The 21041-nt window shown below is 69.7% G+C and carries 24 protein-coding genes and 1 tRNA gene; 6 read left to right on the forward strand and 19 right to left on the reverse strand.

The window, feature by feature from the left end:
* Window positions 1-60: 60 nt before the first annotated feature.
* Together NUT86_RS17700 and NUT86_RS17705 are read right to left on the reverse strand one after the other, a co-directional pair.
* Complete coding sequence (locus NUT86_RS17700; protein WP_159487873.1) at window positions 61-1599, reverse strand: MFS transporter; 1539 nt, start codon at window positions 1597-1599, stop codon at window positions 61-63.
* A 198-nt stretch (window positions 1600-1797) separates the two neighbouring features.
* Window positions 1798-2460, reverse strand: a complete 663-nt coding sequence (locus NUT86_RS17705; RefSeq protein WP_093639650.1) for a TetR/AcrR family transcriptional regulator — start codon at window positions 2458-2460, stop codon at window positions 1798-1800.
* Window positions 2461-2993: 533 nt separating this feature from the next.
* Between NUT86_RS17705 and NUT86_RS17710 the strand changes: the two genes are divergently transcribed.
* Complete coding sequence (locus NUT86_RS17710) at window positions 2994-4241, forward strand: M6 family metalloprotease domain-containing protein (RefSeq protein ID WP_274736284.1); 1248 nt, start codon at window positions 2994-2996, stop codon at window positions 4239-4241.
* A gap of 57 nt (window positions 4242-4298) precedes the next feature.
* Here the strand turns inward: NUT86_RS17710 and NUT86_RS17715 are convergent, their stop codons facing one another.
* Complete coding sequence (locus NUT86_RS17715) at window positions 4299-4967, reverse strand: TetR family transcriptional regulator (protein WP_093639842.1); 669 nt, start codon at window positions 4965-4967, stop codon at window positions 4299-4301.
* 103 nt (window positions 4968-5070) lie between these two features.
* On the opposite strand from NUT86_RS17715, the gene NUT86_RS17720 reads away from it, so the two are divergent.
* The 3 genes from NUT86_RS17720 to NUT86_RS17730 all read left to right on the forward strand — a co-directional run bounded on the left by NUT86_RS17720 (window position 5071) and on the right by NUT86_RS17730 (window position 5807).
* Window positions 5071-5235, forward strand: coding sequence for a hypothetical protein (locus tag NUT86_RS17720; protein WP_018091193.1), 165 nt, complete (start codon window positions 5071-5073; stop codon window positions 5233-5235).
* Entirely contained in the window at window positions 5232-5546 is a 315-nt protein-coding gene (locus NUT86_RS17725) for a hypothetical protein (protein WP_274736288.1), read from the forward strand. Before NUT86_RS17720 ends, NUT86_RS17725 begins: the two co-directional genes overlap by 4 nt.
* 185 nt (window positions 5547-5731) lie before the next feature.
* Window positions 5732-5807: transfer RNA gene (locus NUT86_RS17730), tRNA-Arg, on the forward strand.
* Window positions 5808-5920: 113 nt separating this feature from the next.
* On the opposite strand, the gene NUT86_RS17735 is transcribed toward NUT86_RS17730, so the two are convergent.
* The 16 genes from NUT86_RS17735 to NUT86_RS17810 all read right to left on the reverse strand — a co-directional run bounded on the left by NUT86_RS17735 (window position 5921) and on the right by NUT86_RS17810 (window position 18366).
* On the reverse strand, window positions 5921-6676 hold the full coding sequence (locus NUT86_RS17735) for a hypothetical protein (RefSeq protein ID WP_274736290.1): 756 nt from the start codon (window positions 6674-6676) through the stop codon (window positions 5921-5923).
* Window positions 6673-6987 carry a PadR family transcriptional regulator gene (locus tag NUT86_RS17740; RefSeq protein ID WP_274736292.1) on the reverse strand — a complete coding sequence of 105 codons (315 nt, stop codon included), beginning with the start codon at window positions 6985-6987 and terminating at the stop codon, window positions 6673-6675. Before NUT86_RS17740 ends, NUT86_RS17735 begins: the two co-directional genes overlap by 4 nt.
* Before the next feature lie 125 nt (window positions 6988-7112).
* Window positions 7113-8258 (reverse strand): tyrosine-type recombinase/integrase, encoded by a 1146-nt coding sequence (locus tag NUT86_RS17745; protein WP_274736294.1) that lies wholly within the window; start codon window positions 8256-8258, stop codon window positions 7113-7115.
* A complete protein-coding gene (locus NUT86_RS17750) occupies window positions 8258-8455 on the reverse strand; it encodes a helix-turn-helix domain-containing protein (protein ID WP_274736296.1) in 198 nt (65 codons plus the stop codon). The genes NUT86_RS17745 and NUT86_RS17750 overlap by 1 nt, the downstream gene beginning before the upstream one ends.
* Before the next feature lie 469 nt (window positions 8456-8924).
* Window positions 8925-10397 (reverse strand): ATP-binding protein, encoded by a 1473-nt coding sequence (locus NUT86_RS17755; RefSeq protein WP_274736298.1) that lies wholly within the window; start codon window positions 10395-10397, stop codon window positions 8925-8927.
* A gap of 3 nt (window positions 10398-10400) precedes the next feature.
* A complete protein-coding gene (locus tag NUT86_RS17760; RefSeq protein WP_274736299.1) occupies window positions 10401-11231 on the reverse strand; it encodes a bifunctional DNA primase/polymerase in 831 nt (276 codons plus the stop codon).
* Window positions 11228-11935, reverse strand: a complete 708-nt coding sequence (locus tag NUT86_RS17765; RefSeq protein WP_274736301.1) for a class I SAM-dependent methyltransferase — start codon at window positions 11933-11935, stop codon at window positions 11228-11230. The genes NUT86_RS17760 and NUT86_RS17765 overlap by 4 nt, the downstream gene beginning before the upstream one ends.
* 87 nt (window positions 11936-12022) lie before the next feature.
* A complete protein-coding gene (locus tag NUT86_RS17770; RefSeq protein ID WP_274736303.1) occupies window positions 12023-12589 on the reverse strand; it encodes a hypothetical protein in 567 nt (188 codons plus the stop codon).
* A 21-nt stretch (window positions 12590-12610) separates the two neighbouring features.
* A complete protein-coding gene (locus NUT86_RS17775; protein WP_274736305.1) occupies window positions 12611-12769 on the reverse strand; it encodes a hypothetical protein in 159 nt (52 codons plus the stop codon).
* Between the two features lie 11 nt (window positions 12770-12780).
* Window positions 12781-13230 carry a hypothetical protein gene (locus tag NUT86_RS17780; RefSeq protein ID WP_274736307.1) on the reverse strand — a complete coding sequence of 150 codons (450 nt, stop codon included), beginning with the start codon at window positions 13228-13230 and terminating at the stop codon, window positions 12781-12783.
* A 170-nt stretch (window positions 13231-13400) separates the two neighbouring features.
* Window positions 13401-15461, reverse strand: a complete 2061-nt coding sequence (gene traB, locus NUT86_RS17785) for a plasmid transfer protein TraB (protein WP_274736309.1) — start codon at window positions 15459-15461, stop codon at window positions 13401-13403.
* Window positions 15462-15474: 13 nt separating this feature from the next.
* Entirely contained in the window at window positions 15475-16035 is a 561-nt protein-coding gene (traA, locus tag NUT86_RS17790) for a plasmid transfer protein TraA (RefSeq protein WP_274736311.1), read from the reverse strand.
* Between the two features lie 19 nt (window positions 16036-16054).
* Complete coding sequence (locus tag NUT86_RS17795) at window positions 16055-16459, reverse strand: hypothetical protein (protein ID WP_342456247.1); 405 nt, start codon at window positions 16457-16459, stop codon at window positions 16055-16057.
* A gap of 124 nt (window positions 16460-16583) precedes the next feature.
* Complete coding sequence (locus NUT86_RS17800) at window positions 16584-17576, reverse strand: DUF2637 domain-containing protein (protein WP_274736315.1); 993 nt, start codon at window positions 17574-17576, stop codon at window positions 16584-16586.
* A complete protein-coding gene (locus NUT86_RS17805) occupies window positions 17573-18100 on the reverse strand; it encodes a hypothetical protein (RefSeq protein ID WP_274736317.1) in 528 nt (175 codons plus the stop codon). Before NUT86_RS17805 ends, NUT86_RS17800 begins: the two co-directional genes overlap by 4 nt.
* An 8-nt stretch (window positions 18101-18108) precedes the next feature.
* Complete coding sequence (locus tag NUT86_RS17810; RefSeq protein WP_274736319.1) at window positions 18109-18366, reverse strand: DUF6284 family protein; 258 nt, start codon at window positions 18364-18366, stop codon at window positions 18109-18111.
* An 851-nt stretch (window positions 18367-19217) separates the two neighbouring features.
* On the opposite strand from NUT86_RS17810, the gene NUT86_RS17815 reads away from it, so the two are divergent.
* Entirely contained in the window at window positions 19218-20030 is an 813-nt protein-coding gene (locus NUT86_RS17815; RefSeq protein WP_274736320.1) for a GntR family transcriptional regulator, read from the forward strand.
* Window positions 20027-20776 (forward strand): glycosyltransferase family 2 protein, encoded by a 750-nt coding sequence (locus NUT86_RS17820; protein WP_274736322.1) that lies wholly within the window; start codon window positions 20027-20029, stop codon window positions 20774-20776. The genes NUT86_RS17815 and NUT86_RS17820 overlap by 4 nt, the downstream gene beginning before the upstream one ends.
* Window positions 20777-21041: the final 265 nt, after the last annotated feature.

Genomic DNA, 21041 nt, shown 5'->3' on the forward strand with positions numbered 1-21041 from the left:
GGGCCGGCGGGATGCCGGCCCGGCCCGCGGCGGAATGCCGTACGGCCCGTCCCCGCCGGCTCAGTGCACCATCACCGGAACCTGGACCTCACCGTCGCCCTCGGACGAGCCCAGGACCGTGCTCTCGCCGTCGGTGGAGGAGGCCACCGGCGAACCGGCACCCGGCCGCCCGGTGTTGATGAAGGTGTAGGCGATCACGCCCGCCAGGGCCAGGATGCCGACCGCCCACCAGATGGCGGTGGTGTAGCCGTGCACCATCGACTGGAGCTTGAGCAGGTCGGCCGAGCGCGCACCGGCCGCGTGCGAGGTAGCGTAGGCGGTGGTGGCGCTGGCCGCGATGGTGTTCAGCAGGGCCGTGCCGATCGCGCCGCCCACCTGCTGCGAGGTGTTGACCATCGCGGAGGCGACACCGGCGTCGCGCGGCTGGACGCCGTGCGTGGCCAGCGACATGGCCGGCATGAACGCCGTACCCATGCCCAGACCCATCAGCAGGAAGCCGGGCAGGATCAGCGCGGGGTAGGACGTGTCCAGATCGATCTGGGTCAGCACCAGCATGCCGAGCGCGGCGACCGTGAAGCCGGGCGCCATCAGCAGCCGCGGCCGGACGCGGTTCATCAGCCGGGCGCCGATCTGCGTCGAGCCGGTGATCATGCCGACGATCATCGGGAGGAAGGCCAGACCGGTGGTGACCGGTGTGTAGCCCTTCACGATCTGCAGGTAGTAGGTCAGGAAGAGGAAGAGACCGAACATGCCGATCACGGCCAGGCCCAGCGACGCGTAGACACCGGCGCGGTTCCGGTCGGTGACCACCCGCAGCGGCAGCAGCGGGGCCTTCACCTTGGACTCGACCAGCACGAACGCCAGCAGCAGCACCGCGGCCGCCACGAACAGACCCAGGGTGGGACCGGCCAGCCAGCCGTCCGACTCGGCGCGGGTGAACCCGTAGACCAGCGAGACCAGGCCGAGGGTGGCCAGGATGACGCCGGGGATGTCCAGCCGGGAGGGGTTACGGCCTTCCGCGGGCTCACGGATGACCAGGAAGGCGCCGGTCGCGGCGACCACGGCGAACGGGATGTTGACGAAGAAGGTCCAGCGCCAGTCCATGTACTCGGTCAGCACCCCGCCGAGGATCAGCCCCACGGCGCCGCCGCCACCGGCGATCGCACCGAAGATGCCGAACGCCTTGGCGCGCTCCTTGGCCTCCGTGAAGGTCACCGCCAGCAGCGACAGCGCGGCCGGTGCCAGCAGCGCACCGAAGACACCCTGCAGCGCACGGGCACCCAGCAGCATCCCCTGATTGGCCGCGGCCCCGCCGAGCGCGGAGGCGACCGCGAATCCGACGAGCCCGATGATGAAGGTCCGCTTCCGTCCCCACAGGTCGGCGACGCGCCCGCCGAAGAGCAGCAGGCCCCCGAAGGCCAGTGCGTAGGCGGTGATCACCCACTGCCGGTTGGCGTCGGAGATACCGAGATCCTGCTGGGCGGAGGGCAGCGCGATGTTCACGATGGTCGCGTCGAGAACGACCATCAGCTGGGCGAGAGCGATGAATATCAGCGCTTTCCAGCGCCGCGGATCAACGTATGGGGCTGTTTCAGGCATGGCGGGATCCACCTACTGGTGCAGTGAGCGAACAAGAGCGAAGGACGGGAGGGATGAGGCGGCCGCCGGCGAAGCGACGGACCGGACGTGGACGGGCGAGGAGGGGGAGGACGGGGCGGGAGAGGACAGAGACGGGACAGAGACAGGACGGGGACGGGCACGGGGCGGGGAGACCGTCCCCACCCCGTGCGCCCCGGTTTACGAGCGGCGCCTCAAGTCGTCCAACGTGGCGGCGGCGCCAGGGAGTTCGGAGCGGGCAGGTGCCTGCAGACCGTCCAGGAACAGCTGCAGATGCCGGTGCACGAACTGGTCGAAGTTCAGACAGCTGCTCCCCGGCAGTGGCCGGGTGAGCTGGGTGATCGCGACCATCAGATCACCGACGGCGATGTCGGTACGCAGCTGGCCACTGTCGCGTGCGGCGCCCATGACGGCCTCGACGGCCGCCTCCAGACGCTCGCGCGCCGCGAGCAGATCGGGGTGGTCCCGGTCGATGCCGTCGGAGAGCAGCGGGCACAGCGCCCCGATCCGCTCCTCCACCGCAGCGTGGACAAAGCGCCTCAGTGCCTGGAAAGCATCGGACTCCTCGGCAAGGGCGCTCTCCGCGCGGTCCGCGGTACGGGACATGACGGAGAGCGTGACGTGGTGGATCAACTCCAGGCGATCCGCGAAGTGACGGTAGAGCGTCGCGTTGCCGACACCCGCGCGTCGAGCGATTTCATCGAGTGGGACCTCGGCCCCGAACTCGACCATCGTCTCGCGGGCGGCGGCGATGATCCGCTCCCGGTTGCGCAGGGCATCGGCCCGCAGTCGGGGCTGCTGCCCCTGCTTCCCGGACTTCGCGCATGCGGCGACGGCGGTCACGGCAGCTCACTCCTCTCACTTCCGGCGCTTCCCGGAGCCTGACTTCCCGGCTCCTGACTTCCCGGACACCGCCCCGGCGCCCGATCAGACCACCACTCTGGCGTCCCATCAGGCCACCACTTCGACGCCCCATCAGGCCACCACTCCGGCGGCTGCTCCGGCGACCGGCACGAACCGGGGAGAGGTTCCCCGTTTCATCCGGACGCCTGGTTAAACGGGGAACCCCTCCCCGGATATTTCACGCCCTCACGTGACCTGAACCACACACCGTCAGCCGCCCCCTCCCCCACACACACCAGGCCCGACCTCCGGCCTCACTCAGGCCGACCCCAGCCTCTGGGCCACCCCGGCCCGCAGGCCACCCCAGCCCCCGGGCCGCCCCAACCTCCGGGCCGACCCAGGCACGCCCCGAGGCGCATCGGGGGCCACCCCAGGGCGCACCCGGGCGGGGGCCGCCCCACCCGGCCCCCACATGACTCCAGTTGACGTAACCCCGCGCGCGAACGATCACCCGCCGACACAAGGTGATCGATATGAAGCACAAGGTCTCCGCGGTCCTGGCCGCAGGCGCGGCCACCGCAGCCGCGGCGATAGCCCTGGGCTCACCGCCCAGCGCCGTGGCCATACCCTCCGCGCCCGGCGCCCCGCCGAGCGGCCCGTGTGCACTGCGCGGCATCAATGACGACGTCGCCGAATCTGCCGACACCCCCGCCGGTTTCTCGCACTCATCCGGCACCGTAGAGGCACTCACCCTCTTCATCGACTTCCCGGACGCCCGCGCCACGATGTCCCCCCGCGCCCGCTTCGCCGAGTTCTTCCCGGCCGCGACGGACTACTTCCGCACCAGCTCGTACGGCCGGCTGACCTACCGCCCCAGGCCGCTGCTCCGGTGGATCCGCATGTCACGGCCGCTCGCGGCGTACGGCATCCAGCGCGGCGCCGGTTTCGACCCGGCCTCGGACGGCGGCTATCACGCCCTCTCCCGGGAGGTCGTACGCGCCGTCGACCCGCTCGTCGACTTCCGCGACTACGACGTCATCAACATCATCGCCACCCCCAACGCGGGGCCGCCCGCCACCCGTACGGTCCTCTCGGTCACCTTCAGCGGCGGTGACATGGGGCTGAAGACCGCCGACGGGGTGCCGTTCCGGAATGCGTCCTTCATCTGGAGCCGGCAAACCGGGGTGAGCGCCTTCCGCGTCCTCAACCACGAGAACGCCCACAGCTTCGGCCTGCCCGACCTCTACTTCACCGACGGCCGCGACGCCCCGCCCCCCGCGGGGCACTGGGACCCGATGGACGAGGACTGGGGGCCGAGCAATGACTTCGTCGGCTGGCACAAGTGGAAACTCGGCTGGCTCTCCGCCGACCAGGTGCACTGCGCCCCACGCCACGGGACACCCGGCGAACACACCCTCACCCCGGTCTCCGCCCCCGGCGGCACAAAGATCGTCGTCATCCCGACCTCCCCCTACACCGCCCTGGTCGCCGAGGCCCGCACCCGCGGCCTGCTCGACCCGACGGTCTGCCGCCCTGGCATCCTCATCTACCGCGTCGCCACCCGCGTCCCCTCGGGCCGCGGCCCCCTCCGCATCGTGGACGCCACCCCACACAGCGGCGGCTGCTACCGCGACAACAAATACGTCGACCCGGAACTGACCGACGCCACCTTCCAGCCCGGCGACACCTACACGGACCGCACCACCGGCGCAGCCGTCACCGTCCTGACGGAAAACCCGGACGGCACCTATCGCGTACGGGTGACCCCGGCACGCGACTGACCACCGCCACCCGGCCACGGCCAGCTACCGCCACCCACTCCCCGCACACTGCTCCTCCTACTCCCCACACACCACACCTCCCGCCTCCCCCCTCCCCTCCTCCCGCCAGTGCCGCCGGCCGATGCTGATCAGCCGCAGCTGACGGCGTGCCACCCGTACGACCTGCTCGGCCGCCCCCTCCGCGCCGTCCGCCTCGGCATCGAGCAGCGCCGCGGCCGTCGTCACCAACCGGTCCACATACAGCTCGGCCAGCATCCGCACATCGTCATCGCGCCACCCTTCCGACACCGGCTGGGACTTGAGCGCCGCCGCGACCTCCTCGGCGAACCGGTCCAGCTCCCCCGCGATGGCCTGCCGCACGGCCCGCACCCCGCCGTGCCGCTCACGCGCCACGAACCGGATGTGCAGCGGATGTTGCCGCACATGCTGCTCCACGACCGCGACCGTACGGTCGATCCGCTCCTCGGCCGCGTCCTGCTCGGCGAGGATCGCCCGCACCATCACATGCAGACTCCCCAGCGCCTCCTCGACCAGGGCGACTCCCAGCTCGCCCATGTCCCGGAAGTGCCGGTAGAACGCGGTCGGGGCGATTCCCACCACCCGCGTGACCTCCCGCAGCCCCAGGCTGCTCAGGCTCTGCTCCTCCAGCAGCCCGAGCGCCGCATCGAGCAGCGCCTGACGGGTCTTCTGTTTCTGGGCCTGCCGGACTCCAAGACTGTGACTCATGTCATCCAGTAAACAACCGTTCTCTGAACTACTCCACCCGGAGGCGGTCGTAGACTGAAGGAACTGAGTGAACAACTGTCCTCTGGAATCGGAAAGGAAGATCATGCTCTTCCTCGTCGCAGCCCTCCTCCTGATGGGGATCCTGCTGGGCACCGCGGCACACCTCCCCGTCCCCGTCACCCTCGTCGCGGCCGCCGTCATCGCCGGCTGGCTGCTCGTCTTCTTCCTCCGCGAACGCCGCCACCACGACGAGGTGACCTCCCGATGACCACGCTCAGCGAACCCCTGCGGACGACTCCGACCCCACCGGCCAAGGCAACGGGCCCGGCCCCCTCCCGCCTCCGCGCCCAAGCGGACGGCATGGCCGTGGCCTCCTTCATCCTCGGCCTGCTCGGCACCCTCGTCCTCAACCTCCTCCTCGGCCCCTGCGCCCTGATCCTCGGCGGCCTGGCCCTGGCCCGCGGCACCACCCGCCGCGGCCGCGCCCTCCTGGGCATCACCCTCGGCGCCGCCGACCTGCTCCTCCTCGCCCTCCTCATCACCACGGACGGCACAGTCAGCTGGCACATCGGCAGCTGAAACCCCAAAGCCGGGCCGCCATCACCCCAGTCGACCCGACCCCGAACACCACAACGGCGGTGGCCCCTCAACAGGCCACCGCCACCCCCACGCCCCACGGGGGGGGCACGCCCACCACCCCATATCCCCCACACAAGCAATCAGCAGCGAACACATCAGCTACCCTGTCAGGGGTTCAATCCCATGCCTCCGTAGCTCAGGGGATAGAGCACCGCTCTCCTAAAGCGGGTGTCGCAGGTTCGAATCCTGCCGGGGGCACCAGCACAAACGGCCCGGACCGATCACAGTCCGGGCCGTTTTGACGGCAGCAGTTGACGGCAGTCGCGCCGTGCGAAGCGCAACACCGCTCCGAGGCGCAAGCGGGGCGACGCTATCTACTCGTCGGCGCGCTCACCCTCTGACGAGGTTAGCTCGATTCCCCGCACTCGCCGGAGCCAGCGCGCCAGCGCCAACAACGACGCACCAGCTATGCCACAGGGCTCCCACACCTGGGTCACCAGCGCGGAGAGGCCGCCGTCGCCAACGATCCAGATCGCTTGGCCGCCCACGGTGGCCGTAATGAATGCGTTGGTGCGAGAGGAGGTGCGCAGCAGCCAATCCAGCGGTCGCCAAGCAGGGCGGGCAAGGTCATGCAAGCGCATGCGCACAGCGGCGAGCATGAAGCCGTGCGCGAGGAGGAGCTGACGGCGTGGAGAGAAGGTGAGATCGTCCTCAGGTGCGCCCAAGAGTACGGCGGCCCACTCCGAGTGGAGATGATGCCGCCGGCGGCCGGCAATACGAACGGCAATGCCGGTCGTTCTGCGTGCCGCAGGGGCTGGGTTCGCACGAACGTCGACGCGCCTATTCGCCACGCGGTAACGATGCATGTGCTTGAACTCAACGATTACGTGGTCACCGTCCTGCCGAGTGACAAACAGGATGTGCAGGGTGGATGAGGTCCGCAGGCACTGCGCGTGCGCGACATATGGCCGCCGGTAGAACGGGTACGGGTCGATGTCCTCCTCGCGCACAACGCCGCGACGGAGGTTGCGAAGAGCAAGCGTCACCCGTTGCCTATCATCTTCGTCAAGCCCGGCATAGTCATTACTGGCGGTGACAGACATAAGGATGTTGCCGCTGCCTACGCTCATGACGCACCCCCGGCCAGGCCAAGCCCGAAGCGACGCGCCCTGCGTACCTTCAGGACTTCGGCCGCCTGTTGCCGGCCCGTGCCGGTCAACTCGTAAAAGCGGCGTGCAGGGCGCCCCGGGTGAGGGCCCGTCTCCTCGTAGCTCGTGACCCAGCCGCGTTCGGCGAGCCGATCGAGGATGGGGTAGACGGTGCCGGGGCCGAGGTCGGCGTCGCGGCAGATGCTGAGACCCCAGGGCGGACTGTCGTCCTTCGCTGACAGCAGCGCTTCCAGGACGGCGATCGTCGGCTTGGTAAGCCGGATGTTCGGCATGATGCCAGTTGAGCATGTATCGAGTACGACAGGCAAGCATGTATCGACTACGACATGCGCTCGCCCGGGTGGGCGCCAACTCGACGCCCACCCGAACAAGGCGGCCCTCAGGACTTGAGGAACTTTTAGACTGCGGGCAAGCGGCGCTTGAGCAGCCGGTCCATGTGACTGATCGCCTCCCGCTGCGTGTCATGGACGACGTGGGTGTACACGTCCATCGTGATGCTGATCTGGCTGTGCCCGAGGATCTCCATGATGACCCTCGGCGCTACGCCGGCGGCAGTCAGCAGCGTGGCACAGCCGTGCCGGGCGTCGTGCAGCCGGACCACCCGCAGACCGGCATCCGCAGCGACCCGGGTGAAGGACCGGTAGACGTTCCGCGGCTCCACCGGCCGGGCGTTCCGCGTGGCGAAGACGTATCCGGTCTCCGACCAGTCGACGCCCGTGCGCGCGAACGCCTCGCGCTGCCTCAGCCGGTGCCAGCGCAGCGGCGCGATGCACAGCGCGGGCATCGGCACCACGCGGCTACGGCGGCTCTTCGGGTCATCGTCGTACAGGGCGCCCCTGCGACGCTGCGTTTGCTGGCGGACGTGCAGCACGCGGTTGACCAGGTCCACGTCCGACCAGCGCAGCCCGATCAGCTCCCCGCGCCGCAGCCCCATAGCGACTGCCAGCACGAACGCGGCATACAACGGGTCCCGGCGCGCAGCCTCCAGGAACGCCAACGTCTCCTCCAGAGACCATGGGTGAATCTCTCGCGACTTGACGCGCGGCGGCTCCACCAGTGACACCACGTTCCGCGTGATCAGTTCTTCGCGCACGGCCGCCGTGAGCGCCGTACGCAGCACTCGGTGTGCCTCCTTGGCGGTCGCGGCCGTGTGGGCGTTCTGCACGCGGGTGATGAAGCGGCGCACGTCGGCGACACTCAGCGACTCCAGCCGTTTGGTGCCCAGCAGGGGGACCAGGTAGAGCCGCACATGAGCTTCGTACTTGTCGTAGGTGCTGAGCTTCCGGCGCGGCTGGACGTAGTGCTCCAGCCAGTACGGCAGCCACTCGGAGAGCTTGGCCGACCGAGTAGGAGTCGGGATTCCCTGCCGGTCGCGCCGGACCAGTTCCTGGCGCTTGGTGTCGCATTCTTCCCAGGTCGCACCGTAGACGGTCTTGCGCTTACGGGTGCCGTCGGGCTGTGGGACATAGACGCGGGCTTCGTAACGGCCGTCCTTGCGCTGCCAGATGCTGCCGGCGCCGTTCGGGTTCCTCTTGCGCGCCATCAGGCGGCCTCCTCAATTCTCTCGGACATGAAGGTTCGAAGGGAGTCGGCAGCGACCCGACGGGACCGGCCGATGGTGAAGCTTTCGAGCTGACGGGAGCGGATGAGGTCGTAGACCTTGCTGCGGCTGAGGCGCAGTGCCGTCATGACCTCCGGCACCCGTAGCGCGTCGATTGAGGTGGGCGGAGCTGTGCTCACGGCTGCCTCCACGGGCTGGCTCTCTGTTGAGTTGGTAGGGCGAACGCGCCCGTTTCCACGTGGCGTCTGTCCGAGGTGCGGATTTCTGCGTCACCGCGTCACCTGCGTCATTCAGGCTTCTGACCTGCGGGTTTTGGGTGACGCAGAGCGTTGGGGGTGCGTCACTGGTGACGCAGGCTGTTCGTCATCGGTGACGCGGGTGACGCGGCGTGACGCAGCCGAGGGCCGTCTGCGTCACGGCTGTATGTGCTGGTCAGGCGTCGTTTTCGGGGGCCCCGTGACGCAGGTGACGCAGCGTTTCCTACTTAGGAAAAAGAGGGGGGTGTCTGTGGTGGTGCGGTGCGGCTCAGGGCGTGAAGAAGGAGCCGCTTCGCGGCGCGACCATCGCAGGGCGGCGCCGCCGCCGAACAGCAAGAGGAGCACGCCCCGGCGGTGGTGCTCCTCTTGCTCGTGCGGCGGGCGGTGCCGGTCAGAATGCCTGCTGCTCGTGCGGGGGCAGAGCGGGCGAGCGGGTCATTTCGAGGTAGCGGCCCTCTCTGGTGCGGCCTGAGTCGATGAGGACACCGCGAGCGGCAAGCGTCGGCTGGAGGCGCTTGAGACGGTCGGAGAGGACCTTGCCCGTGGTCGGCCATCCCTTGGGCAGGGGGCGGAAGTCCTCGCCCGTGTAGAGGCGGGTGAGGCAGTGCAGCCATTCCGTGGAGGTCATCCGCTGTTCCGCGCCCGGTTCAAGGTCTGCGGCGTGCCGGAGGACGGTCTGCGCCAGCAGGTCTCCCTCAATGACGTCGTCGTTGAGGTCGTCCAGGCTGGCCCGGTAGGCGGTGAGCGCGCCCAGGCCGGTTGCCGCGTCGAGCTGCGCGCACAGGTGTGCGAAGTCCGCCATCCGCAGGTCGGTGGGGGTCTCCGCGTCGGCGGCGCGGACCTTGACCGTGAGATCGAGCACGGACCCGAGAACGACGGGCAGAACCTCTTCGTACTCCGCCCACAGTTCCGCCTCGGTGCGCCGGACCTTGGGCCGCTCCAGCCGCAGTGGCAGGAGGCGTTCGGCGAGGTCGGGGCGGATGACGCCCACGTCGATGCCGGTCAGCAGCAGGGGGCGGCGGTAGCGGGCGCGGAAGACGTCCCCGTCGGTGAACAGGGCGCGCTTGACGTTCTCAATGCCGGTGACGATGCAGCACATGGCATCGGAGAGGTCCGGGGTCATGTGGGAGAGGTTGTCCAGGGCGGTGACCCATCCGGCCGCGACGGCCGCGGTCAGGTTTTCTTCGTCCTTGGGCGCGCGGCGGAGGTCGCTGCTCATGCCCTCGATGATCCGCAGGAGCATCCGCCCCGCGGTGGACTTGCCCGCGCCCTGCGGTCCGGTGAGGAAGGGGGCGGGGACGGGCACGGACGGTCCGAGGCAGCCGATGAGCCAGGCGATAGCCAGGCACTCGGTCTCCGCGGTGGCGAAGTTGGTCAGCCTGAGCAGCAGGTCGATGCCCTTGCCGTCGGTGTCCTTGGCCGGCAGGGGAAGTTCCCCGGTGAGCTGGGTGCGTCGCCAGCACACCTCGCGCGGGTCGGGGATGGCGATGTCCCACCCGGTGGGGTGGATGCGGACGGACTGTCCGTCGCTGCGGCCCAGGTCAAGCCAGGTTGCCCCGTCGAATCCAGGGGCGACGCGGATGTGGACGCGCTGCACGTCTTCGTCCAGTGCAAGCGCTTCGATCAAGTCCAACGCCTCCTTGAGCGCGGTCCCGTTGAACACGCCGTGCCCGTCCTTGAAAAGGCCGACCATGAGTTCCTGGCGGTGGCTGCCCGTCGTGCCCTGCGAGCGCATCGGGCGGGCCACGGGGTGGCCGTTCTTCTGCGCGTACACGGTCCCGTCGGCGGTACGGAAGTACCGGAAGTGCGCCTGCGCGTAGTCGGTGATGACCTCACGGGCCGGGGTCTTCTCATCCTCGGACATGGCTCACATCCCCAGCGCGGTGCGGGCGTTGGTCCACGCGTCGGTGCAGTGCCGGGCCGACTCCCCCTTGGCCTGCGCGGCGGCGAACAACCTGGTGATGTGGGTGTCGGTGAGGCAGCCGCACCGGCCGTGGGCGGACAGTACGGCGAGGAAGGTCCGGTAGACGGTGGTGTGGACCGCGCTGCGGGCCTCGGTGATGCGCTGTTCGGCCATGCAGATGCCGCGCTCCAGGTAGGCGGGCGTGCGGTGGCGGCACTCCCCGCCCCCGGCCAGCGCGGGCACGGTGATGGCGCGCGGGATGGGGGACGGTGCCTTGACGATCAGGGCGCGCACGGGGTCGGGCAGGGGGGCGGTGGCGCCGATTCCGGGGCCGAGCCACCGCGCGTACTGCATGGACGACTTGATGTCGACGCCGGGCCGCACTGCGTTCGCGGATTGCATCGCCCCGCGGTAGATCCAGTGCTCGCCCCGCGTCGTGGGCACGGTGCGGGTGGTGGGCAGGGTCTCGCGGGCCCATGCGATGGCTGCCGCGTCGTCCAGGTCGACCACCGTCAGCCCCGCTCCCCCGGGGTGGTAGGCGACGGCCGCCGCTTCACGCCACGCGGACGCCCATGTCGGCGAGGTGAGGACCCGGGGGTCGGTGGTGGCGGCGGCCCAGCCGTGGCAGACGCTGGCGCACTCGCAGGGACCGGCGTTCTTCATGTTCGGCCGGCCGCCGCACGCGTTCCCCTTGCATGCGCGGCAGTTGCCGAACGGGACCTTTCCCGCCCGTAGGGGGAGCGGAGGCACACCGTGGGCGGCTAGGTTCAGGGCGGTTCGCAGGTGGTCGCTCATGCCGCCACCTCCATCCGGGTGTGTGCGAGGAAGGCGTGGGCGAGCCAGCGGGCGTAGGCGGGTGGGATGGCTTCGGCGATCTCCTTGCGGACGTCGGTCCAGTTGATGCCCATGGCCTGCTGCCACTGGGCCACGGTGCCCTTCCCGCCGCCCTGTCCGTAGACCTGGAAGTACGGCCCCTCGTACCACTTGCCGTGGCGCATGCCGGCCACGCGGCCGCGGTGCGGTCGGTGGGCGGGCTTGAGGGCGGCCCAGTGGCCGAGTTCGAAGTTTCGGTGGCGGAGGACGGCCAGGCTGAACATCTCGCCGCACAGCGTTACGTCCACCCGCATCCTCTTCGCAGCCCGGCCGGGCGGCTGCTCGATGACGTAGGGGCGGCCGGTGGACTCCAGCGCGGCCCGGGTGGGCTCCAACAGGTCCGGGTAGCCGGAGCGCTTGGCGGCGTTGGTGCCGGCGGTCAAGGTGCAGTCGAACTGACACGGCGGACCGGCATGGATGAAGTCGTACTCGTGACCGTGCGTGCGAATGAACTCGATCGCGTCGCCCTGGTGGAAGGTGTCACCGATGTAGCGGGGCTGGGGTACCTGATCGACGCCGGTGACGTGGCATCCGGCGGCCATGTAGCCGGCGGTGTCGCCACCGACACCGCAGAAAGCGGCCAACACCCGCAGGCGGGCTCGCCGAATCTGGGCAGGTTGAGTCATGCTGGGAGACCTCCAATAGGTCTGTTGTGGACTGGAGACCAGGGCGGGCCGCGGTCTTTGGCGAGAGGCGGCCCGCCCTAGCCATTGCTAGGCGCTGGGGTGCTTGAGGCAGGGGTGCTGGCTGGAGTCGTGGCAGGTGCAGACGCTCCACAGGGCGTATTCCTGGCGGACGTAGCCGCGCGGGTCGGCTTCGGCGGCGGGTTGGCCGGGCGGGTAGGGGGTGCCGCCGTAGATCTCGCGGCCGGTCTTGTCGTAGTCGAGCAGCATCACCGCGGCTACCTCGGCTACGTCCTCGTTGCCGGTCGTGTCGATGGGGTCCTCATCGACGGCGTTGCGCAGGGCGATCCGGTCGAAGACGGCTGCCTTGCGGAGGAAGTACTGCCGGTCCAGCTCTTCGTCCCAGCTGGTCTCGGCGGCGGTGTGGTTGATCCACTCCAGCTCATCGAGGATGCTCGGTGCGGAGACGTATGCCGCCTCGGGGGTGGGCCAGGTCTGTGCCTCGTCCGGGGCCCGGTCGTCGGTGTCAGCGGCCATGTCATCGAGGGTCAGGAGGACTTGTCCGAGCTGGTGGCGGCTGATGTCGCGGGTGTAGGGCTCGTTCCAGCCCGCGCAGTCCAGCTCGATGGTCACGATCTCGTTGGGGTCGAAGCTCATGTCAACTCCTGTGGCAGATGATCAGTTGGTGCCGGTCTGGTGGGCGATGTAGCCGGAGCAGGAGGACTCGGGGCAGTCACAGCCGTCGCACTCGTTGCAGATGTCGCCGTTGCACTCGTCGCACAGCTCGTGGCCGTGGCAGCCGTAGTCGGCGCACTCGTCGCAGTAGTCGTCGAACACTCGGGGTCTCCTCAGCTGTGGAAGTGGTTGCGCTTGATGACGGCCTTGCGGATGTTGACCGTGGTCCCGGCGTCGCGGTGGCCGGTGGCGCCGAAGATCTGGACGGCGATCCATCCGCCGAAGATGACGGCGGCCAGGGTGATGAGCTGGGTGATGAAGGCGGTCAGGGTGGCGATGACCGTGGTGAGCAGGGCCAGTCCGCCGCAGACGGCGCCGAACCCGATCCCGCCGAGCGCGATGTTCACCGCCGTCCGCGAAACGGCCGGCCGCGGCTGGACGGGGACCGGGGTCGATTCCGGTGTGAGGGGGTAGCCGGTGATGACCCGGCCGTCGGGGAGCACGATGCTCTGCACGACCGCCGGGCCCGGCTGTACGGGCTCCAGGGGCGCGGCGGGCGGGTGGGCGATCGGCTGCGGGTGGTGGACCTCAACGGCAGCGGGGTCGTGGTCGGGACGGAGCATGAAGCGTTCCTCCGTGGATGGCCGCGGGCCCGCGCCACAGATGTGGCGCGGGCCCGTGCAGCAGGTGTCAGGCAGGGGTGTCAGGGGTGTCACGCCTGGGGCGTCACGTGTTTCTGACAGCGGGTTTGCCTAGGGTTTTGGGTGTCAGACGGCCCTGACGGTGTCAGGTGTCAGGCAGCCGCCAGGGCGGGGACGATGCGCCACCGGCCGGTGGTGTTCGTCGCCTCCAACCGGCCGTCCTTGGCGGCTTCCTTGAGTCGGTCAGAGACCCACGGGCGAGAGAGGTTGTTGCGGTCGCACCAGCCCATGAAGTCCTTGGGCCCCACCACCATCTGCCCGGCATCCTCGAACTCCGCGAGCGCCTCGGCAAACAAGCGGCGGGCCTCCTGCGGTGACGGCTTGCGGCCGGTGGTCTGCCCGAAGATCGGTGCGTCGTCGCCCGCTTCGGGGTCGGGCAGCTCCGCCTCGGGATCGATGCCCCGGTCTTCCGGGTCGAGCAGCAGACCGCCGTGGTTCATGTCCTCTTCCTCCTCGACGGCCCGCAACGCCTTCGGCGTCGGCTGCGCGGTGTCCTCGGGGGCAGTACGGCCGGTATAGGCGCGCCCGGCCACGCCGGAGACCGCACCGGCGGTGACGGGGCCAGCGGGGGCGCCGTTGCGCTGCGCCCACGTGGCCAGCTGCTCCATCGTCTTCACCGCGCGGGCGGGGAAAGCGAGGGTGCGCCCCGGGGAGGGGTAGCGGTCCTCCGCGATACCGGGCGAGACCAGGTAGCAGTACCCCGGCCGCCGGTTGCCCCACGCACCCGGGTGAGCCCCCGCGTCCAACACCGCCTCCGGCAGCGAGAACCCCTCATCGCGCGGGTCGCAGCCCAGCGCGATCACCGACGGCAGTGAAGCCCGGGTGGAGGTGGACATCTGGTCGTACGACGGCCGCTGGAGCGAGACGACCAGGGAGATACCGGCCGACCGGGCTTCCTGGGCGATGCCGGTGAACGCGTCATCGCCCAGGCTGCGCAGGGTGTTGGCGGCTTCCTCGAACCACGAGACGACGAACGGCATCCCCTCACATCCACACGCCCGGCCGTCCGGCCGGCAGGAGTGCTCCGGATCGTTCTGCTGCTCGGCGGCGGCCGGGACCCACTGGCGGTAGCCATGGGCACCGAGCCACCGCGTACGCACAGGGATGACGGCCTTGACCGACTCCACCATGACCTCGGTGTCCGTGCCGCCCTCGGCAGCCCAGTCCAGGCCCGGCCTCAGCGGGGCGAAGTCCTGGAACGCCTTGGGGTCGGAGAACCACACGATCACGTCCCGCCGCGAAAGGATCTCCGACAGCAGGTTCAGCGCCGTCTCCCCCTTGCCCGAACCGGTCCCGCCCGCGATGAGCAGGTGAGTGGAGTTCCGCTTGGTCTCCGGATCGCCCGGCAGCCACAGCTGGAGCGGGGCGCCGTCGTCGTAGCGGCCGATGACCAGCGGCTCGGCGATCGAACCCCCGAGGTTCGAGGGGCCTTCCCAGTCGGCCACGGTGGCCAGCATGTCTTCGGGGACGATGACCAAATCGCCGCGGCGGGCGGAGCCGGGGTCGGCGTGGTAACGGACCGCGGACGTGGGCAGGTCCAGCGCGGAGGCGATCCGGGCCAGGGCCTTGGTCACGTCGTCGTTGGTCTGCTCCCCCGCCTCCAGCGCGACCGGCGCGGTGACCCGGTTCGGCTCCACCTTCGCCGCACCGATCTGCGCCCGCGCCAGCCCGACCTTCTCCAGCAGCCCGCCGTCCGGGTTGCTGCTGCCGGCGGCGCCTTCGGGGTTGTGGCGCAGGACCAGGCGGACGTTCCAGGACAGGGCCATGACGGGCCCGCCCATCAGGTACAGGTCGTCGACCGGCCCCGTCATCGGCCCGGCCAGGCAGGCCGCGGTCACCCACGCGGACCCGGCCGCGACCGTGACGGCGGAGTGCAGGCGGCGCTGCTGGCTGGTCGACTTGCCCATCAGCCACGTGGCGCCGGTCAGCGCCACCGATGCGAGGGTGAGGCCGACGCCGGCGGCGGCGCTCTCGCCCCACTGCCAGTGCCCCAGCGCCCCGAGCATGCCGGTACCGGCCCAGCCGAGCCACGGCGGGACGTGCGGCTTGGCTCGGTGCAGCAGGTACTTGCCCACGCCCCCGGCGTCCGAGCCGCCCTGCAACTGGGCTTCCAGCAGCTCCGCGAGCTGCCGCTGTGCATCACGCTCAGCCATGATGCGAACCTCCTTACTGCTGGGTCCAGTTCATCTGCGGGACCTGCGGACGCCGGGCCCGGTGGCGGACGCGGTTGATCTCCTCCTCGAACTCCTGCTGGAAGGCCGAGTAGCAGGCAGCAGCGTTCACTCCCGCGTCCCGCAGCGCGTCCGCGGAGCGCTGCATCTTGCGGGCCACCTTCTGCGCCCGAATCCGCGAGCCGAACGCGCGGCCCTGCGGATCCGGCACAGCCGCAAGCACGCCCTTGAGGATCTCGGCGCCCATGGCAACCTCGATGGACAGCGCCACCGCGGCGGCGCGCAGGGTGTTGCAGTACTGCCGCACCTGCGCAGGCGAGGTGAACTCCGGCGCAGGCAACAGGGCCTCGGCGTGCGGGCGGCCCCCCTGCATACCGGACCCCGATCCGCCGCTGCTGTTGGTGGTGCGGTTGAGCGTGATGTTGATCGGCGGGGCGAACGAGCCGCCGATGCTGCCGACGAACCCGCCCGCGGCTGCGCCGGCGTTGGCGAACTTGTTCGGCTTGTCGGAACCGCTGCCGTTGTTGGTGTTGCGGTTGCGCGTCGGGGTTGCCATCAGACGATGCCTCCTCGGTTCAGTGGGTGCGGCGGACGATGAGCCATGCGGTCTGCGCGGCGATCAGGTTGAGCAGCCAGACCAGCTCCAGCGGTCCGGCCAGCGGGCCGAACCCGGCAGCCAGTGCCGCCCAGGCGAGCGCGGACGTGCCGAGGACGGCCAGCGCGATGCGCCAGCCCCACACCGTCTTGTCGGCGGCGGCACGGCGGCGCTGCACGATGGCCAGCCACAGCACCGGGCCCACAGCGGCAGCGCCAAGCAGGAACGCGGACCACCCGGCAAACACGTGCAGGACAGCGGTGAGGGGGAAGGCCAGCAGGCCCAGGGCAAGCGGGGCAACAGCACGGCGGTGCTTCCACACGATCAGCGCCAGACCAGACAGCGCCTGCCAGATCAGGGACGGGCGTTCGGGCACTACGATCACGAACGGATCAGCAGCGCGGCGCCCACGCTGGCGCGGGAGACGGACAGTAGTGACACCCGCCGCCTTCACGGCGCGGGTTCGGGTACGGCTGGACACAGCGAAACTCCCAGGTAGATGGGGTGATTCAGGCGGCGCGCTGTTCGTCATCCGGGGTGCGCTGCTCGGCGTAGCGGGAGGAGACCCAGCCGACCGACCAGCCACACAGTTCGGATGCGGCCCGCACCGGCAGGCCGGCAGCGAACGCCGCGGCGATCAGGGCGCGGGCTTCGTCCTCGGGCAGCTTCTGCTCGGCCGGGCCGCGGGACAGGAGCGCGGAGCGTTCACGCGCGGCCTGCTCCTCTCGCTCGCGCTGTTCACGCTCACGGGCATTGGCCCGCTCACGGCGCTCGCGCTCGGCCCGTTCTGCGGTCTGGCGTTCACGCTGTTCACGCTCAAGCCGCTGCTGTTCACGCTCGCGTTCACGACGTTCACCAGCCGCCCGCTCCGCCCGCTCCCGGGCGGCGTCCCGCTCACGCTCCTCGCGCCGCTGGCGCTCTTCGCGGTCGGCCTGTTCACGGGTGAGCTGGGCTTCGTGCTCGCGCTGTTCACGCGCCAGGGAGGCAGCGTGCTCCCGCTCCTCCGCCCGCTCCCGGCGAGCAGCGTCCTGCCGCTCCTGGGCGACCCGCTCCCGCCGCTCCCGCTCCGCCTGTCGCTTGTCCTCCAGGGCCGTCACCGCGTGAGTGATGGCGCGCCGGTAGGCCAGCCCGGTCTCTGCCGTGACGATCAGCAGTAGCGGCGCCACCGCGTGGACGGCTACGCCCACCAGGTCTTTGTTCAGGGCGGAGTCGGCGATGTTCAGGGCGAGAGTCATGGCGCCGGTCATCCACCGCAGGGCGATGGGCCACCGCCCGCCGTGCCCGCCCAGGCGGGCCAGCACCGAGTCCAGACGCACCACGATGACCACCGCGGCGTCCACCACCAGTGGCAGGATCGGCGCTGTCCAGGCCCACGCCTTGGGGGTGTGGGCGGACATGAGCGGGGTCACGGTCAGGATCGAGTAGAGCATCGCGCCGCCCACGATCAGCCAGGTGCCGACCGACAGCGCGCGCTCGGCTGAACGCACTTGAACACCGTTCACGCCGCACCCCCCAACGGCTCCACCGTGGGGGCGGTGACGCTGCGAAAGTGGTCGCGGGCGGAGTCGTAGATGAAGGGCACGCACACCCACGGCACCTCCGCCACCGGGCGTTCACCACGCGGGCCCCAACTACTCGGCGGGGCGCCCAGGGTGGCCGCGTAGTCGTAGGCGGCTTGCTTGTCGGGGTGGAGGCTGTGGGGCTGGCCGTAGCGGAGCAGCAGCATCACCGACGCATCCTCCGGCGGCGGGCCGCTCAGCTCCTCCAGGCGCTGGGCCATCATCTTCAATTTCGCGCGGGCCTGGGTGAGTTCGCCGGCCGTGTCCTCCAACGCGATCTGAAGATGCTGGAGGTCCTGGACGCCGGTCGCGGCTTCCTTCTCGGCTTGCTCGGCGCGGGCGGTGAGCGCGAACGCCTCGCGGAAGTGACAGGCGTAGGCGGCATCCGCCTGCCCCTGCACTTCCCGGGCCCGCGCACGGGCAGTGTCGGCTTCCTCGCGCAGCCGGCGCAGGCGGCTGGCGGTCATCACACGGATCACGCCGCCTCCCCGGAGACGCCGCGGTTGGCCAGCGCCCGCCGCTCCGCCAGCACCTTGTTCCGCGCCCGCCGCACCCGCCGCTCGTCCAGCTCCGACGGCACCCGGTCCAGCAGCGCAATGCGCACGTCCAGCAGCTCTACCTCGGCAGAGATCAGCGGCATCTCCACCTCGATGGCATCCAGCTCCGCGGCCGACGGCTCACGGTCGGACTCAGCGGCGGTAACACCCGCCTGAACAGCAACGATGAAACTCATGGGTCGTGCTCCTCTCGCAGTGGAACGGCCCGAAAGCGGCCCCGGAGGTGCAACTCCGGGGCCGCGCGCCGTTGTGGAACCAGTGGATTCCAGCTCCCCTCAGCCCCGCCCGTACGGGCCGCTCCCGAAGGAGCGCCCGGACGGGCGGAGGAGGCAACCGGCCGCGGCATGGCCGCGGTTGCTCCGGATGAACCACGCATCGCCTCGTGGGCAAAGCCGTGGGTAACGCGGTGAAATGACGCAACGGGCGCGGCTGCCTGCGCCGGTCCAGCACGGGCAGCGCCTAGATGTGTCGGCGACCCATGGCGGGTCTCCTCTCGGTGGTGCGGATCTCGGGTGATCCGTAGCCGTCGGACGCCGCGGCCGGAAGGCCGGGGCAGCGACGACCCCCGCCCACTCCCGAAGGTCAGTGGGCGGCGCCCCTTTTTCACCCCGGGGAGGTGAGTGGCCCCGGACCGCCCTGTGCAGGGGGCGGCGTCCTGTTGCCCGGATCGCTCCGGGCGCCTCCCGAACCTTGCGAGGGTTGAAGGCGGCCTCCCGGGCCCGATTTCGCCGGGCCGGAGGCGACCCCATCGACCACCCGTGTGGAGGTGGCTGGGGCTGCACGCTCTTCAGTTCTCAAGCAACGACCAGCTCAGGGCCCCACTTGCACGAGCTATCCCGAACCGACACGCCCACAAGGCAGCCCAAAGAAGGCCCCTTGGTGTGGGGTGCCACCAGCCCGGATTAGCTGTCCCGGGACTGCTGGGCACGCCATGAGACTGACACGCTGTCCCGGGACTGTCAACAGTCCCAGGACAGCGCTATCCCGGGACTGTGGTTCACTAGCGGGGTTGAGAGAGGGGTACTACATGGCACCCAAGACGCCGCAATGGCGCGGACTCGCAGAACAGATCGCGCAGGAGATCGCGGCTGGCACCGCCGGGTATCGCCCGGGAGATCAGCTGCCCCAGATTCGGGAAATGGTCGCCCAAGGTAAAGGGTCAAAGACCACCATCCTTGCGGCGTACAAGGCCCTGGAGGCTGAGGGCTTGGTCAGCATGGTCCGAGGGCACGGTACGAAGGTCCGCGAACGCCCGCCGCACCAGATCCGCCGGCATCAAGAGCGCTACGTCTGGGAGAAAAGACTGGCGAGGCGACCCGACGAAGTGCGCCGGAGCCAAGGGGTCATAGATAAGGACACCAGCCTGGACCATGACCAGATCGAGACCCACGCGACGTTCAGCACCATCCCCGCAGACGCCAACCTTGCCGAACGGTTCGGGGTGGAGACCGGCACTCTGATGCTGCACCGGCAGTACTGGCACAGCACCTCTGCGGATACAACCGCGCTGTCGCTGATCGACTCCTACCTGGTCCATGAAGTTGCTGCCCGAAACCCCGACCTGCTGGACAGCTCCAAGGAGCCGTGGCCCGGAGGTACACACCACCAACTGAGCACCATCGGGATTGAGATCGACCGCATCGACGACGGGGTTAGGACCCGGCTAGCCACCCAGGCCGAGGCGCGGAAGCTGGGCATCCCTGTCAACAGCGCAGTGATCTTGCTCGACAAGACCAGCGTGTCTACCGATGGCGATGTCGTCGAGTACTCACATGTGGTGCTTGCCGGCGAGCGGACGGAGCTTCAGTACTCGGTGCCGTTGGAGAGGTGGACCCAGTGACCCAGTTCATATCGATCGTGACGCCGGTGCACGACACGGCGTTGAGCTTCCTGCCCGAGGCATTCGCCTCGCTCCGCGCGCAGGAACTGCCGGATGGCTGGGAGTGGGAATGGCTGGTCCAGGTCGACGGCGGCAAGGAGGCCGACGTGCCCGTCGACATCCGCGAGGACTCTCACGTCAAGGTGAGCGACAACCGGCGTGGCGGCCCTGGAGTGGCCCGAACCATGGCTTGGGGGCGCAGCCGGGGTGAGCTGGTGAAGGTTCTCGACGCTGACGACATCCTGCCCGCCGGCGCTCTCGCCCGAGACATCGAGGTCATGGAGACACACCCGTCCGTCGGCTGGACGGTCTGCCGGGTGCTCGACCTTATGCCGGACGGCTCACTTGGGCACAACACGCTCGGCGACCCCGAAGCCGGTCTGCTCGCCCGAGGCGACCTGTATGCGTACTGGAAATCCACTCACCGACCCCAGGTTCACCCCGCGTCGCTCTGCGTCCGAGAACGCCTGATCGCGGAAGCAGGCGGATGGATGGCGCTACCCGCGTCCGAGGACACCGCCCTCCTGATGGCCCTCGATGTGATGGCTGACGGCTGGTTCATCGGTGAGACCGGTCTCCACTACCGCAAACACCAAGGACAGACGACCGCCCACCCTGACCACCGCTCGGGTGCGGAGTGGGAGGCCCGGATGGCAGCGATCCGCAAGCGTGCGGAGGCACTTGCGCTGCGGCACCGCATTAACTGAGAGCCAGGACCCCTCCGCAGGGGAGGCTCGACGTGCACCAACCCATACGTGAACAGCGGCGCACAACGGCGCCCCACCAGGCGGCGTCCCTGCCGGCCCACAGGGCTCAGTGGGGGCCCCTGTGGGACATGCGCACGCGCTACGAAGAAAAGCCCAGCTCAGCTGCCCTTCGCTGAGTGGACTGTAAAGCTGCCGGTCAACGTGGCCGGGCCGATGAGGTGGGGCAGTCGGCGGCTGAGCCAGCTCGGGACGGGGCTGCTGTGGT

The sequence above is a fragment of the Streptomyces sp. G7(2002) genome, assembly GCF_028870195.1.
In the GTDB taxonomy this organism is placed as follows: Bacteria; Actinomycetota; Actinomycetes; order Streptomycetales; family Streptomycetaceae; genus Streptomyces; species Streptomyces nigrescens.

What these genes read in the sequence shown, in the direction of transcription:
- NUT86_RS17700 (WP_159487873.1), bottom strand. Translation starts at nt 1,599, where the DNA reads ATGCCTGAAACAGCCCCATACGTTGATCCGCGGCGCTGGAAAGCGCTG.
- NUT86_RS17710 (WP_274736284.1), top strand. Translation starts at nt 2,994, where the DNA reads ATGAAGCACAAGGTCTCCGCGGTCCTGGCCGCAGGCGCGGCCACCGCA.
- NUT86_RS17715 (WP_093639842.1), bottom strand. Translation starts at nt 4,967, where the DNA reads ATGAGTCACAGTCTTGGAGTCCGGCAGGCCCAGAAACAGAAGACCCGT.
- NUT86_RS17720 (WP_018091193.1), top strand. Translation starts at nt 5,071, where the DNA reads ATGCTCTTCCTCGTCGCAGCCCTCCTCCTGATGGGGATCCTGCTGGGC.
- NUT86_RS17725 (WP_274736288.1), top strand. Translation starts at nt 5,232, where the DNA reads ATGACCACGCTCAGCGAACCCCTGCGGACGACTCCGACCCCACCGGCC.
- NUT86_RS17735 (WP_274736290.1), bottom strand. Translation starts at nt 6,676, where the DNA reads ATGAGCGTAGGCAGCGGCAACATCCTTATGTCTGTCACCGCCAGTAAT.
- NUT86_RS17740 (WP_274736292.1), bottom strand. Translation starts at nt 6,987, where the DNA reads ATGCCGAACATCCGGCTTACCAAGCCGACGATCGCCGTCCTGGAAGCG.
- NUT86_RS17745 (WP_274736294.1), bottom strand. Translation starts at nt 8,258, where the DNA reads ATGGCGCGCAAGAGGAACCCGAACGGCGCCGGCAGCATCTGGCAGCGC.
- NUT86_RS17755 (WP_274736298.1), bottom strand. Translation starts at nt 10,397, where the DNA reads ATGTCCGAGGATGAGAAGACCCCGGCCCGTGAGGTCATCACCGACTAC.
- NUT86_RS17760 (WP_274736299.1), bottom strand. Translation starts at nt 11,231, where the DNA reads ATGAGCGACCACCTGCGAACCGCCCTGAACCTAGCCGCCCACGGTGTG.
- NUT86_RS17765 (WP_274736301.1), bottom strand. Translation starts at nt 11,935, where the DNA reads ATGACTCAACCTGCCCAGATTCGGCGAGCCCGCCTGCGGGTGTTGGCC.
- NUT86_RS17770 (WP_274736303.1), bottom strand. Translation starts at nt 12,589, where the DNA reads ATGAGCTTCGACCCCAACGAGATCGTGACCATCGAGCTGGACTGCGCG.
- NUT86_RS17780 (WP_274736307.1), bottom strand. Translation starts at nt 13,230, where the DNA reads ATGCTCCGTCCCGACCACGACCCCGCTGCCGTTGAGGTCCACCACCCG.
- traB (WP_274736309.1), bottom strand. Translation starts at nt 15,461, where the DNA reads ATGGCTGAGCGTGATGCACAGCGGCAGCTCGCGGAGCTGCTGGAAGCC.
- traA (WP_274736311.1), bottom strand. Translation starts at nt 16,035, where the DNA reads ATGGCAACCCCGACGCGCAACCGCAACACCAACAACGGCAGCGGTTCC.
- NUT86_RS17805 (WP_274736317.1), bottom strand. Translation starts at nt 18,100, where the DNA reads ATGACCGCCAGCCGCCTGCGCCGGCTGCGCGAGGAAGCCGACACTGCC.
- NUT86_RS17810 (WP_274736319.1), bottom strand. Translation starts at nt 18,366, where the DNA reads ATGAGTTTCATCGTTGCTGTTCAGGCGGGTGTTACCGCCGCTGAGTCC.
- NUT86_RS17815 (WP_274736320.1), top strand. Translation starts at nt 19,218, where the DNA reads ATGGCACCCAAGACGCCGCAATGGCGCGGACTCGCAGAACAGATCGCG.